Genomic DNA, 12,637 nt, shown 5'->3' on the forward strand with positions numbered 1-12,637 from the left:
ACAGATGCTTAGTCACTGTCCGTCAGTGTTGGCTGCCTTACCTTCCGGGCTATCCATTCGACACGGAGGCATCTGCACAAACGGGTGACCAGCGGGACCAAACCTGACAGACTGTCCCCATGCTCGTAGCCTTCTCAGTTGCACCTTCCGGCCGGCCCAGCGGCGCACACGAGGACACCTCCGGCAATGCTGAGGGGTCTGTTCACGCCGCCGTGGCTGAGGCCGTGAAGATCGTGCGTGATTCAGGACTTCCGAACTCCACCAGCTCCATGTTCACCGAGATCGAGGGTGAGTGGGACGAGGTAATGGACGTCGTCAAACGCGCCACCGAGGCGGTAGCGAAGTACGGCAGCCGCGTCTCCCTCGTACTCAAGGCAGACATCCGTCCCGGACGCACCGGTGAGCTGACCGGGAAAGTGGAACGCCTGGAACGCGCCATTGACGAGATGGACGAGTACCAGGGGCATTCATGAGCACTTGGGCTGAGGTGGACGCGTACCTCAACAGCACGGTCGTCCGGCCCGATGACGCACTCCTCGCCGCTGTGGAGAACACGCGCAGCGCCGGAATGCCCGCCATCGAGGTGACCGCTGGGCAGGGGAAATTCCTGATGCTGCTGGCCCGGATTCACGGAGCGCGTCGTGTGTTGGAGATCGGCACGCTGGGCGGTTTCAGCACCATCTGGCTGGCCCGGGGCCTTCCCGAGGACGGCACCGTGGACACGTGCGAGTATGAGCCGGCACACGCGGAGGTGGCGCGCCGCAACCTGGATGCAGCCGGCGTCGGGCACAAAGTCACCGTGCATGTGGGTGCTGCTCTTGAGACGCTTCCCACTCTTGCCGCACCCTACGACCTGTTCTTCATCGACGCAGACAAGGTCAATAATCCCCATTACCTTGAATGGGCGGTGAAGTTGTCCCGCCCGGGCTCGGTGATTGTGCTGGACAATGTGGTGCGCGGCGGCACCGTCCTGGATGCGGACGGCGACGAGCACACGCGCGGCACCCGGACGGCCCTTGAGATTCTCGGCGGCCATCCTCGCCTGGAGGCAACCGCGCTTCAAACCGTAGGAACCAAGGACTGGGACGGGTTTGCGGTCGCCGTCGTCAACTAGAACTCAATTCTCGATCCGTACGGCCACCGTCGACGACGCGGAAGCCTACGCGCGCACGCATGTCGCCGCGCTGCATGAAACCTACGCGAACATCATGCCGCGCGAGTTCCACGACCACTACGATGCGGACCTGCCGAACATCATCAGCCGACGTCGGGCCGCACTTTCGCGTGACGACGGCGTCACCGGCTGGATTGCCTTCGACGGCCGGGGTCGGGCGGTAGGGATTGCTTCCTCGGGGCCGGGCAGGGACGACGATCGCCCCGATTTCGAGTTGCACCACATCTATACGCTGGCCTCGACGCACGGGTGCGGTCTGGGCCAGCAGCTGCTTGATGCATCAATCGGTGATTCTTCGGCCTATCTCTGGATCCTCAATGACAACCCGAGGGCGGAGCGTTTCTACGTTCGCAACGGGTTCGTCCCCGATGGAACGACCGCCCTCTGCGGACCGGTCTGGCATTCCAGGCCCATGTTCCGCATGCACCGAACCTAGCCGCCGTCATTCTCCAGGGCGCAGGACCCAGGGTTGTCGCTGCCGGACGATAGCATGAACGGCATGGTCACCATCCGTCCGTTGCGTATCGACGAGCTTGAGGCTGCGCTGCGGATGAAGAACGAGGGTTGGCGCCAGGCCTACGAAGGTCGGCTCGAATCCGGGGTCCTGGCAGGGCTGGACGACACGGTGGAGGCGCAGGCCGAAGCCTGGCGGATGGGGTTTGACACCCAGGACAGCGTTCCCTTCGTTGCAGTGGATGAACTGGGGAAGATTGTCGGGATCGCGGCGGGCGGTGACGCCCGGGGTGAGAGTCCGCCCGCCGCCGTCGAACTTTTCATGCTGTACGTACTGAAGCAGTACTACGGCACCGGCCTGGGTCGTGCGCTCGCCGATGCAGCCATCGGTGATGCCGCGGCGTGCGTCTGGGTTCTTGAGGGGAACGAGCGCGCCATCGCTTTCTACCGCAAACTGGGATTCACGCCGGACGGCGAAAGGGAACAGCTCTCCGAGCGGTGGAACGGGCTCTACGAGATCCGGTTTGTACGTTCGGCGCAGACACCGCGTCCGCCCGCGACCGGCGGGTCCGCATCAGTCTTACAACAGACAGGGAAATGACATGTCCAACTACTATGGGAATCAGCCCCAACAGCACGTGGTGGTCTATGCCGCCAAAGAAAGCTGGCTCGCGTACCTGCTCTGGTTCCTCCTCGGAAACTTCGGCGCACACAAGTTCTATCTGCGCCAGAACGGGATGGGTTTTCTGTACCTGGCACTCGGGCTGGTCGGTTACGCCACGGCCTGGTTCCTGCTCGGTTTCCTCTTCCTGATACCGCTGTGGATTCTCATGATCATCGACCCTCTTCACCATCCCCGGCCGCGTTCGGCAGGTCAACGGGTATCTGCATCATCAGGGCGCTGTCCGTCCTTACTGACCGGCATCGGGCGAGAGAGTAAGGATTCGTGGGACGGAAGCGGGAAAACAAGGAAACGGCTGCCGCCGACGGTGGTCCGGTCCCCGGAATTCACACCATCGACACCGGTAATTGTGAGCTCGTGCCCGACCGCTTCAACCCCAACGGCTGGGTGCTGCACATCAACGGGGTCCCGAGTTCGCACATCGATCTCGCGGACCCGGCGCGGCTCGACTTCGAATACATGCGATGGATCAATTCACTGGTGACCTCGCAGTGGCCCTCAACGTTCCGCCTCCGCGCACTTCACCTGGGCGGCGGCGCATGTTCACTGGCGCGAAGCTTCGCAGCAACCTTCCCCGACGCGCGGCAGGTCGTCGTCGAACTCGACGGTGCACTCGCTGTGCTGGTGCGCGAGTGGTTCGACCTACCGCGTGCGCCGCTGCTGCGGATCCGCGTCGGAGAGGCGCGGGAAGTCACCGAGTCTCTCTCCGCCAGCAGCCGCGACGTCATCATCCGTGACGTCTTCGCCGGCAGCCGCACTCCGAGCGCACTGACGACCCACGAATTCGTGGAACACGCGAAACGCGTCCTGGATCCCGCCGGTGTTTACATCGTCAACTGCGGTGACTCCCCGGACCTCGCCATGGCGCGGCGGGAGGCGGCCACCATCTCCTCGGCCTTCACGCACACGGTGATCATCGCGGACCCGGCCATGCTGAAGGGGCGGCGCTATGGAAACGTCATCATCGCCGCGAGTGATGCACCGCTCGGGGAGGATCCGGGCCTGGCCCGGGAACTGCTGGGCGGCGGTGTGCCCGCGCACCTGTGGCAAGGCGACCAGCTCACCCGATTCATCAGCGGCGCCCCGGTTCTCACCGACTGAATCCTCACCGACTGAGTCCTCACAGACTGAGTTCTCACAGACTGAGTTCTCACCGACTGAATCCTCACAGACTGAGTCCTCACAGCCTAAGCCAACTCAAGCGGTCAGGTCTTGCCGAGCAGCCGGTCCTCATACTCGTCGGTGGCCCTCCGCAAAGCGCCGACGACGGCGGCAACAGCCGGTTGCCGCAGCGAATCCGGGCGTGCCACGAGCCAATAACCCAACCGCTCCGCGACCTCCTCAGGCAACAGCCGCACGAGGTCGCTGTGCAGGTTCGCCATGAAGCAGGGGAGCAGGCCAATGCCCGCTCCCGCCCGGGTGGCTTCCACATGAACGAAGACATTCGTCGAGCTCAAAGAGTCCTTCATGCTTGGCAGCAAGCGCCGAGGCGCGTCAAGGCTGTCCACCTGCAGCATCGAGTCAATGAAGTACACCAGTGGGTGCTTCAGTACTTCATTGATGCTGGACGGGGTGCCGAACTCGGCCAGGTACTCCCGCGAGGCGTAGAGCCCCAACACGTATTCACCCAACCGGATGGCTTCCGCCCGATGCACCTGCGGCCTGCCAACGACCACCTCAAGGTCGAGGCCGCTCCTCGTCTGCGACGCCCGCCGCGTTGCTGCCACAATCTCGACGCTTAGCCGTGGATGCTCGCGCCGCAGCCTTGCGAACGCCGGAGCGGCGATGTACGCGCTGAAACCGTCCGTGGCACTCATGCGCACGACGCCGGAAAGGCGGCTCGCGCCGTCGTCGTCGGTTTCCAGCTCCGAAAGTGCCCGCTGGACCTCCTCGGCAGCGGCCACCGCGCGCAGGCCGAGGTCCGTCAGTTCCCAACCACCGCTCGCCCGTACCAGGACGTGCCCGCCGAGCGCTCGCTCCAGTGCCGCAATCCGACGCGAGACCGTGGTGTGGTTCAGGCCGAGGCTCTCAGCGGCGGAGGTGAAGCGGCCGGAGTTGGACACGGCGAGGAGGATGAGCAGGTCGTCCGGCTGAAGGGGCACATCTGCATTTTCGCAGATCGCTCCTGCTTAACTGGCCATTGAAGTGCCCCGGCATGTGCACACATACTCAATGAGGCCCACCTGGGTGACAGGCGTCACAAGCGCGCACCACCCGAATCAAAAACCCCTGGATTCACCCACCGAGCAAAGAGTGTCAGAGCCGACACAGAAGGAGCAGTCCATGAGCGTCAGTTCGCGCCCAGCCAAACCGGGAAGGGGTCCGGCAGGAGAGGCCGATGCAGCCCCACGGCCTCAAGAAGATCGTCGCAGCCTCGATGGTGGGCACCGTCGTCGAGTGGTACGAGTTCTTCCTCTACGCCACGGCGGCGTCCCTGGTCTTCGGCATTGTGTTCTTCCCCAACGCGGACACCCCGCTCGACGCAATCATCGCAGCGTTCCTGACCTACGCCGTCGGCTTTGTTGCCCGTCCCCTTGGCGGAATCTTCTTCGGCCAGATCGGCGACAAATTGGGCCGTAAGCACACGCTGCAGGTCACCATCATCCTCGTCGGCGTGGCCACGTTCCTGATGGGCTGCCTGCCCGGATTCGATTCCATCGGCTACTGGGCGCCGGCTCTACTGGTCATCCTCCGCTTCGTCCAGGGCTTTGCAGTGGGCGGCGAATGGGGTGGTGCGGTCCTGTTGGTTGCAGAGCATAGCCCCAACAAGTCGCGCGGCTTCTGGTCGAGCTGGCCGCAGTCTGCGGTACCGGTCGGCAACCTGCTCGCCACCGTTGTGCTGCTGACGATGTCCTCCATCCTGCCCGAGGACGAGTTCCTCAGCTGGGGCTGGCGCGTAGCGTTCTGGCTGTCCGCGATCATCGTGGTGATCGGTTACTACATCCGTACCCACGTCAGCGAATCGCCGATCTTCCTCGAAGCCCGTGAGCAGGTGGAGCGCGAGAAGGCCATCAGCTACGGCGTCTTCGAGGTTGTGAAGAAGTACCCCCGCGGCATCCTCGGAGCCATGGGTCTGCGGTTCGCGGAGAACATCCTGTACTACATCATCGTGAGCTTCTCGATCGTGTACCTCTCGCAGGTCCACCAGTACAACACCAGCTCGCTGCTCCTTGCGCTGCTGATCGCACACGTTGTGCACTTCCTGGTGATCCCGCAGGTCGGCCGGCTGTCCGACCGCTTCGGACGCAAGCCCGTGTACCTCGCCGGCGCCATCCTCGGCGCGAGCTGGGCATTCTTCGCCTTCCCGATGTTCGACACCCTGAACCCGGTGATCATCATCCTCGCCGTGACCATCGGCCTCTGCTTCCACGCACTCATGTATGCGGGCCAGCCGGCGATGATGGCCGAGATGTTCCCCACCCGCATGCGTTATTCCGGCGTCTCGCTCGGCTACCAGGTGACCTCCATCCTCGCGGGATCCCTCGCACCGATCATCGCCACGGCGATCCTGCAGGAAACCGGCTCCTGGGTGGGAGTGGCGCTCTACGTCCTCGGCGCCAGCGTGGTGACGGCCATCGCCGTCATCACCCTGCGCGAGACACGCGGAACCTCGCTTCGGGACATTGATGCGGCGGACGCGGAGCGCCATGGAATCCCGGTCGCCGGCAGGGACCGCTAACCATGCCTGCCGAACCGCGGAACGACGACGGCGGCTTGCGCCCCACCGCACAGCCGCCGTCGTCCCTCACGCCTTTTCCCCTCGCGCTCGCCGGCCGTCGCGCTGTCGTCACCGGCGGCGCGAGCGGAATCGGAGCGGCCTGCGCCCGTGAACTGGCGACGCAGGGGGCATCCGTCGTCGTCGCCCATCGCGATGCGGAGGGAGCCGGCGTCATCGCCAAGGAGGTGAAAGGCGAGGCGTGGGCGGTTGATCTGCTCGACACCGAGGCGCTGGAGACCCTCTCGCTCGAGGCCGACATTCTGATCAACAACGCCGGCATCCAGGTGGTGCGACCCATCGAGGAGTTCGATCCTGCCGACTTCCGGCGAATTCATACGCTCATGTTCGAGGTGCCGTTCCTGCTGATGCGGGCCGCCCTGCCGTCGATGTACGCCAAGAAGTTCGGCCGAATCATCAACGTGTCTTCAGTGCACGGGTTGAGGGCATCAGCCTTCAAGTCTGCCTATGTGTCCGCCAAGCACGGGCTGGAAGGCCTGTCGAAAGTGGCGGCTTTGGAAGGCGGACCGCACGGAGTCACCAGCAACTGCATCAACCCCGGGTACGTGCGGACTCCGTTGGTCGAGAACCAGATCGCGGACCAGGCCCGCCTGCACGGCATCAGCGAGGACGAGGTGCTCGAGCAGATCATGCTCACCGAAAGCGCAGTCAAACGTCTGGTGGAGCCCACTGAGGTGGCCTCGCTTGTGGCCTGGCTGGCCTCCGATCACGCCGGGATGGTGACCGGTGCCTCCTACACGATGGACGGCGGGTGGTCGGCACGCTGACCGGTCTTCGCCGTGAGTTGGCAGGACACACCCCGTTTGCTCCCGCACTCGGGGCGTGTCCTGCCAATTCGGTGTTGGCTAGCCGACGCCGAGCAGTTGCTCGATGGGTCCGATCCCGAAGAAGATGACGAACGCGCCAGCGACGGCCCACATGAGCGGGTGGATTTCCTTCGCCCTGCCCTGGAATGTGCGCACCAGCACATAAGCGACGAAGCCTGCACCGAGCCCGTTGGCGATGGAGTATGTGAATGGCATCAACGTGAAGGTGAGGAACGCCGGGATGGCGATACCCCAGTCTTGCCAGTCGATCCTGCCCACCTGGGACACCATCATGAAACCGACGATGACGAGGGCAGGAGCAACGGCCTCGAACGGAACCAGCGAGATCAGCGGTGTGAAGAACATCGCCACCAGGAACAGCAGCCCGGTCACGATGTTGGCGATACCGGTACGTGCTCCTTCACCGATGCCGGCGCCCGATTCAACATAGATCTGATTCGACGACACAGAGCCCGCGCCGCCGGCCACGGCCCCAAGTGCGTCCACGATGAGAACGCGGTCAACGCCTGGAATGTTGCCCTGCCTGTCAACGAGCTTCGCTTCGTTGGCCAGGCCCACCATTGTGCCCATGGCGTCGAAGAAGATGCTCAGCAGGATGGTGAACGTCAGCAGCAGGGCAGCTGTTGCTCCCAGGGTGCCGAACGCACCGAAGACGCTGACGCTGCCCACGAGGCTGAGGTCGGGGATGCCTACCCAGGATCCGGAGGGCAGTTCAGGCACCACCAGCGACCAGCCCTGCGGATTGGCGCCCTCCGGCCCTACGCTTGGCCCAACGTTAGCCACAGCCTCGATCATGACGGCAAGGATGGTGGACGCGATGACGCCGATCAAAATGCCGCCGCGGACCTTCCGGACCACCAGTGCGATGGTGAGAATCAGGCCGAAAACAAAGACGAGCGTAGGCCAACCGAGGAGTACCCCATCGAAACCCAGCCCGACCGGGACGGTGGTCTGTGCAACGTCAGGAATTCGTCGGACGAAGCCGGCATTCACCAGACCGATGAGGGCGATGAAGAGCCCGATCCCGACGACGATGGCCGTCTTGAGGCTTTCGGGAACCGCGTTGAAAACCGCAGTACGGAAGCCGGTGAGCACCAGAACCAGCATGGTGAGGCCGGCGAGCATCACCAGTCCCATCACCTCCGGCCACGTCAGCTCCGGGTTGGTCGCGACAGTAATTGCCACAAATGCGTTGACGCCCAGTCCTGTGGCCAGCGCGAAGGGATACTTTGCCCAGGCGCCCATGAGAATCGTCAGCACACCCGCTATGAGAGCGGTTACTGCGGCGACGCGCTCGATGCCAAGGCTCTCGCCGCTGGCATCAGCTCCGGCAAGGATCAGCGGATTGAGCACCACGATGTAGCTCATGGCGAAGAACGTGGCGAGCCCGCCCCTGATCTCTCGTGAATAGGTTGATCCGCGGGCGGTTACCTGAAAGTAGCTGTCCATCGCGGTACGCAGTGCAGGCACGGGTATTCCTCTGCTGGTGGGGGAGTTCGCTCGAAAGTCTATCCAATGAGCGGCTCAGGATCCTGCCAGCCGCCTCCCGTACGCTGGGGGTATGAAGCAGCATTCCTCAGTAGTTGCAGCAAGCCCGTCGGCGCTCCCGGGGGCACATTCCGTCCAGCGCATAGCCGTTCTGCTGGTGAGCGCGTTGATGATGGCGCTGGCACTGGTCCTTGGCACCGCGAACGGGGCAACCGCCCATGACGAGTTGAGCTCATCGAACCCGGAGGCGGGCGCGACGCTCGATGCCGCTCCCGAGATGATCGAGCTCACGTTCAGTAACGTGCCGGCGACGATCGGTTCAGAAGTGCAGGTGCTTGACGAGGCAGGCGAGGACTGGGCCGAGGGCGAGGTGTCCATTACGGACACGGTGGCCACCCAGGCACTGCGGGATGGAGCCCCGGCCGGTACGTACACGGTGAACTGGCGTGTGGTTTCTTCCGACTCGCACCCCATCGAGGGGACGTTCGAGTTCACGGCCGCAGGCGGCGGCAGTGCTGATTCCCCTGCTGCTTCGGAAACGCCGGGGGCATCGGCAGGTACGTCCGGTCCCATCGAAACCGCCGAGCCGGGCGCACTCGATCAGGAGCCCGCAGCGGACTCAGGCGTGTCCTGGGCCGTCATCCTGATGATCGCGGTGTTGATTGCTCTTGCCACAGTTCTGGCGCTGGGAGCCCGGCGCCGCCTCAAGCAGGGCAATAACGACGCGGGATAAAGGGCTTAAGCGCTAAGGGCCGGTGGCTGTCCGGGGCGCGGAAGGCCGGCCGCCAGGACAGAGGCCTTCACGGGCTGGACCAGCTGGGCGGCCAGTGCGCCCTTCGAGACGATCGCGTCGCTGATGACCTTGGCCTGCCGGACTATCTCCCGTGTTGTAGGCGTTAGCACCTCGCCTACGCCGATAAGGTACAGCCCGATGGCGCGGAGGGCGGCCTTGATGTCTATCCCCACGGCCAGGCCGAGGGACTGGACGAACCGCCGCAGCTGGTTCTGGGGATACTTCGTCAGAACCACGTGGTCTGCGAGGAGTACGCCGTTCCGGGTCTGGACAGCCCACTTCTTGGAGCCGAGCACGGGCGCCGGGAGCAGTTGCGAATAGCCCACCATGCACAGGCCCTCCGCCACCGTCTCCTGCCGGATGTCCAGCGAGTGGCTGGACGCATAACAGCGCAGCAGGCGCAATAGCTCAGTGCGCTCTGAGAGCGACACTGAGTCCGTCATGACGGTCCGATTGGCACCCGAATTCAGGCACTCCATGCTTTCAACGACGATGGACTTGACTCCGCGGCGACTCAGCTCGCTGGCGACGGCAAGACCCGACAGTCCGGAACCGATCACCACTGTGGTTGTCATCTCTGCCGCGGCAGGCGCGGAAGACTCTGCGGCCGCGCGGGTGGCGGGTTCCGGCACCATCGATGAAAACCTCCTGAGGGGAAGGAGAACTCCGCACAGCCCGGCGCCTCTTCCGGGCTGTGCGGACACTTGGCTGCGAACGGGTCAACCAAGCGCACTTAAAGCGGGCGGGAACCCCAAGGGAGACCATCCGCCCGATAACGATTCTCGAAGCCTATATAACTTTTTGGGCGCTGAATAGACCCCCTACTGGTGAGTAGGCTAGAAATAACTCGACGGCTGAGCAAAGGTGTCAGTAACGGTTCAACCGCAAGGAGGCGGGACATGTTTGAGACTCACGAGCCGGGCGCGCCAAGGCATTCACAGGGGCGCGGAATAGTTGTTGGTGTGGACGGTTCTGACCAGAGCATGTGTGCCCTTGTATGGGCAGCACACGAGGCCAAACGCCGCCGGTCGCCGCTGCACGTAGTGACGGCATACACGGTACCGGTGTTCGCGGCGTCGAGTATGGATGCAGGGTACGCAACCGTGGACGACACGGTTATCCGGGAGGGTGCTCAGTCGGTTCTGGACCAGTCCATCGGCAGGCTCGCCAGTCGACACGACATTGAGATAGTGCCGCGCGTGGAGAGCGGGGACGCCGCAGGGGTGCTTCTTGAGCTCTCCGAGGAGGCCGAACTGATGGTGGTCGGGTCACGTGGACGGGGTGGCTTCGTGGGCCGGCTGCTTGGATCAGTCAGCTCAGCGCTTCCCGCGCACGCGAAGTGTCCGACCGTCGTCGTGCCGCTCTTTTGCGCTCCCCGTTTGAACGAGGCCGGGGTGTCGGCGCCGAGGACGAAGGGAGAGCCCTGCCCCAAGGCGGAGGACGTCGAAAAGGTCGTCGTGGTGGGCGTCGACGGCTCGGAACAGGCACGGATGGCGTCGCTGCTCGCGGCTGAGCAGGCGGAGTCCCGCGGACTGCCGTTGCGAGTGGTGTGTTCGCTGCCGCCGTTCACCGGCTCGCTCGCATGGATGCCGACTCCGGTTGACCGGGACGCGCTCCATAGCGAGATCATGGTTCAGCTGAACGCCGGAAAGGCATGGCTGCAGAGCCACTTTCCCCGGTTGGAGATTTCGATCGAACTGCTGGACGGTCCGCCCGTTGAGATACTGATCGAAGCGTCACGCACGGCCGAGCTGGTTGTGCTGGGAACCCGGGGGCGCGGTGGATTCGCCGGCATGTTGCTGGGCTCCACCAGCCAGGGCGTGCTGCATCATGCGAAGGGCCCGGTGCTTGTGGTTCCTGACCGCGAGGACCCACGGCTGGCGGACCGCGCCAGTTTCGGACCAATGGCCGCCTAGGACGCGGTGGCGCCTAGAATCGGGCAGCCATCGGATTGAGCGCGCCCATTCCGCTCATGTTCGCCAGGTTCACTTCGAGGATGCCCTGAGAGGGATTGAGGGCGTTCACGACCGTGTTGTTGCCGACGTAGATCGCAACGTGCCAGATTCCGGCACCTTCCCCCCAGAAGACCAGGTCCCCGAACTGCACCTGGGAGAGCGGAACGTGGGTGCGGGCAGCGTAGAACTGAGCAGAAGCTGTCCGCGGTAGCGAGATACCGCCTGCGGCGAAGGCCTGCTGAACCAGACCGGAGCAGTCGTAGCCCCGGGGGCCGTTCCCGCCCCACTGATAGAAGTAGGGTGCACCGACTCGCGCGCGGGCGTAATTGACGGCTGCGGCCACGCCGCCCGGATTGGTCGCGGGAGGTGCCGGAACCGGTGAGGGCGGCGGAGTCGGCTGAGGAGTTGGCTTCGGCGCCACCGGAGCAGGTGCGGGCGCCACCGGAGCAGGTGCCGGTGCGGGAGCAGGTGTTGTCGGGCGCGGGGCCGGAACAGGCCGCTGTGCGGTGGGCGGCTGCACGGGCTCTGGTGCCGGTGCGGGAAGTGGCGAGGGAGCCGGCGCCGGTGCGGCGGGAGTCTCCGGAGTAGTCTGTGCAGACTGTGCAGGCGTTGCTGACTGCCCGGTGGAAGCTGCCCGGGTGACCTCGGCGGATGCGGCGAGGACACGCGCAAGTTCAGCTTCGCGGCGTTCCTGTTCGAGGCCCGCGATCCGCTGCTCCTCCAGGGCTGCAGTGGTGTCGCGCAACTGTGCCAACTGGGCAACGAGGGTTTCCCGCTCTGCCTGCTTTTGTTCGACCAGGCTGGCGGCTGCCGCCATGGCGGATTCGGTAGCCGCACCTGCGCGGGTGGCCTCTTCGGCCGCGTCGGCGGCGGCTGTTTGGGCTTCTCTCGCGTCGGCGCGCAGGGACTCGAGCGAACTCGCGGCGGTTTCGGCCTGGTTGACAGTTCGGGATTGCGAAGCCGCCATGCCTTCTACCGTTGATGCCTGGTACATGATGTTTCGGGGATCCTGGGCGAAGGCGAGGAGGCTGCTGTCCGGCATGATGCCCCCGGCGCGATAGATGTCCGCCGCCAGTTCCCCGAGCTCCGTGGTTGCCGCGCGGTGCGCGTCTTCTGCCTGCTGCGTCTGCGCGGAGAGTCGCTCTGCGGCGGCGCGGCGTTCATCCAGTTCGGCCAGTGCGTCGGTGTACGCGCCCTGGGATTTCATCGCCTCAACCTGCGCGTCCTGCAGTTCTGTCGCAGCGGTCTTAAGGATTGCCTCGATCTCGTCGACCAGCTGGGAGGTCCGGGCAGTGTTGTCCTTCGCCGCAGAGATCTCGCTGGCACTGGGCAGGTCCGGCGCGCCCACCGCGGGTGACGGCGTCAGCCCGACGGTGAGTAGAGCTCCGGAAAGCACGGCAGCGAGCACGGGGAACCTGCGTGCAGGGAAGGTTGGCAGCATGACTCGATCCTCGGACGACATCCAAACACATCCGAGGGTATGGCCCAATCGTCACATTGGCAACATTAGGCACACGAGTATCTTAAGT

Annotated in this window: 13 protein-coding genes and 1 pseudogene; 10 read left to right on the forward strand and 4 right to left on the reverse strand. The window is 64.4% G+C overall.

From position 1 onward, the window contains the following. The first annotated feature begins 119 nt into the window (after window positions 1–119). From M1D74_RS00805 to M1D74_RS00830, 6 genes and pseudogenes are all read left to right on the forward strand, one after another. Window positions 120–473 (forward strand): thiamine-binding protein, encoded by a 354-nt coding sequence (locus tag M1D74_RS00805; protein ID WP_309070060.1) that lies wholly within the window; start codon window positions 120–122, stop codon window positions 471–473. Beyond that, the gene (locus M1D74_RS00810; RefSeq protein ID WP_458116165.1) at window positions 470–1,114 is read left to right on the forward strand and encodes an O-methyltransferase; all 645 of its coding nucleotides are present in this window, start codon (window positions 470–472) and stop codon (window positions 1,112–1,114) included. The genes M1D74_RS00805 and M1D74_RS00810 overlap by 4 nt, the downstream gene beginning before the upstream one ends. After that, on the forward strand, window positions 1,092–1,610 hold the full coding sequence (locus tag M1D74_RS00815; protein ID WP_458116166.1) for an N-acetyltransferase family protein: 519 nt from the start codon (window positions 1,092–1,094) through the stop codon (window positions 1,608–1,610). Before M1D74_RS00810 ends, M1D74_RS00815 begins: the two co-directional genes overlap by 23 nt. A 63-nt stretch (window positions 1,611–1,673) precedes the next feature. Next, entirely contained in the window at window positions 1,674–2,228 is a 555-nt protein-coding gene (locus M1D74_RS00820; RefSeq protein ID WP_458116167.1) for an N-acetyltransferase family protein, read from the forward strand. Window position 2,229: 1 nt separating this feature from the next. Further along, window positions 2,230–2,370 (forward strand): annotated as a pseudogene (locus M1D74_RS00825) (NINE protein); the annotation flags it as partial. Window positions 2,371–2,573: 203 nt separating this feature from the next. Beyond that, window positions 2,574–3,410 carry a spermidine synthase gene (locus tag M1D74_RS00830; protein WP_458116168.1) on the forward strand — a complete coding sequence of 279 codons (837 nt, stop codon included), beginning with the start codon at window positions 2,574–2,576 and terminating at the stop codon, window positions 3,408–3,410. A gap of 104 nt (window positions 3,411–3,514) precedes the next feature. On the opposite strand, the gene M1D74_RS00835 is transcribed toward M1D74_RS00830, so the two are convergent. Further along, window positions 3,515–4,411, reverse strand: coding sequence for a LysR family transcriptional regulator (locus M1D74_RS00835; protein ID WP_309070054.1), 897 nt, complete (start codon window positions 4,409–4,411; stop codon window positions 3,515–3,517). A gap of 236 nt (window positions 4,412–4,647) precedes the next feature. On the opposite strand from M1D74_RS00835, the gene M1D74_RS00840 reads away from it, so the two are divergent. Together M1D74_RS00840 and M1D74_RS00845 are read left to right on the forward strand one after the other, a co-directional pair. Further along, a complete protein-coding gene (locus M1D74_RS00840) occupies window positions 4,648–5,988 on the forward strand; it encodes an MFS transporter (protein ID WP_458116169.1) in 1,341 nt (446 codons plus the stop codon). A 2-nt stretch (window positions 5,989–5,990) separates the two neighbouring features. After that, window positions 5,991–6,812: a 3-hydroxybutyrate dehydrogenase gene (locus M1D74_RS00845; RefSeq protein WP_458116170.1), complete on the forward strand. Its 822-nt coding sequence runs from the start codon at window positions 5,991–5,993 to the stop codon at window positions 6,810–6,812. Between the two features lie 78 nt (window positions 6,813–6,890). Here M1D74_RS00845 and M1D74_RS00850 read toward each other — a convergent pair whose 3' ends face one another. Beyond that, window positions 6,891–8,321, reverse strand: coding sequence for an NCS2 family permease (locus M1D74_RS00850; protein ID WP_458117213.1), 1,431 nt, complete (start codon window positions 8,319–8,321; stop codon window positions 6,891–6,893). A 112-nt stretch (window positions 8,322–8,433) separates the two neighbouring features. On the opposite strand from M1D74_RS00850, the gene M1D74_RS00855 reads away from it, so the two are divergent. Further along, window positions 8,434–9,093 (forward strand): copper resistance CopC family protein, encoded by a 660-nt coding sequence (locus M1D74_RS00855; protein WP_309124311.1) that lies wholly within the window; start codon window positions 8,434–8,436, stop codon window positions 9,091–9,093. A gap of 5 nt (window positions 9,094–9,098) precedes the next feature. Here M1D74_RS00855 and M1D74_RS00860 read toward each other — a convergent pair whose 3' ends face one another. Next, window positions 9,099–9,788 (reverse strand): FAD-dependent monooxygenase, encoded by a 690-nt coding sequence (locus M1D74_RS00860; RefSeq protein WP_309124310.1) that lies wholly within the window; start codon window positions 9,786–9,788, stop codon window positions 9,099–9,101. A gap of 264 nt (window positions 9,789–10,052) precedes the next feature. Between M1D74_RS00860 and M1D74_RS00865 the strand changes: the two genes are divergently transcribed. Beyond that, entirely contained in the window at window positions 10,053–11,069 is a 1,017-nt protein-coding gene (locus M1D74_RS00865; protein WP_458116171.1) for a universal stress protein, read from the forward strand. Between the two features lie 13 nt (window positions 11,070–11,082). On the opposite strand, the gene M1D74_RS00870 is transcribed toward M1D74_RS00865, so the two are convergent. Then, on the reverse strand, window positions 11,083–12,549 hold the full coding sequence (locus tag M1D74_RS00870) for an NlpC/P60 family protein (protein ID WP_458116172.1): 1,467 nt from the start codon (window positions 12,547–12,549) through the stop codon (window positions 11,083–11,085). Window positions 12,550–12,637: the final 88 nt, after the last annotated feature.

This window comes from Arthrobacter sp. D2-10 (assembly GCF_054161285.1).

Excerpts from the sequence above, each read along its gene's own strand:
- M1D74_RS00805 (WP_309070060.1), top strand. The coding sequence starts at position 120 with ATGCTCGTAGCCTTCTCAGTTGCACCTTCCGGCCGGCCCAGCGGCGCA.
- M1D74_RS00810 (WP_458116165.1), top strand. The coding sequence starts at position 470 with ATGAGCACTTGGGCTGAGGTGGACGCGTACCTCAACAGCACGGTCGTC.
- M1D74_RS00820 (WP_458116167.1), top strand. The coding sequence starts at position 1,674 with ATGGTCACCATCCGTCCGTTGCGTATCGACGAGCTTGAGGCTGCGCTG.
- M1D74_RS00840 (WP_458116169.1), top strand. The coding sequence starts at position 4,648 with ATGCAGCCCCACGGCCTCAAGAAGATCGTCGCAGCCTCGATGGTGGGC.
- M1D74_RS00845 (WP_458116170.1), top strand. The coding sequence starts at position 5,991 with ATGCCTGCCGAACCGCGGAACGACGACGGCGGCTTGCGCCCCACCGCA.
- M1D74_RS00850 (WP_458117213.1), bottom strand. The coding sequence starts at position 8,321 with ATGGACAGCTACTTTCAGGTAACCGCCCGCGGATCAACCTATTCACGA.
- M1D74_RS00855 (WP_309124311.1), top strand. The coding sequence starts at position 8,434 with ATGAAGCAGCATTCCTCAGTAGTTGCAGCAAGCCCGTCGGCGCTCCCG.
- M1D74_RS00860 (WP_309124310.1), bottom strand. The coding sequence starts at position 9,788 with ATGGTGCCGGAACCCGCCACCCGCGCGGCCGCAGAGTCTTCCGCGCCT.
- M1D74_RS00865 (WP_458116171.1), top strand. The coding sequence starts at position 10,053 with ATGTTTGAGACTCACGAGCCGGGCGCGCCAAGGCATTCACAGGGGCGC.
- M1D74_RS00870 (WP_458116172.1), bottom strand. The coding sequence starts at position 12,549 with ATGCTGCCAACCTTCCCTGCACGCAGGTTCCCCGTGCTCGCTGCCGTG.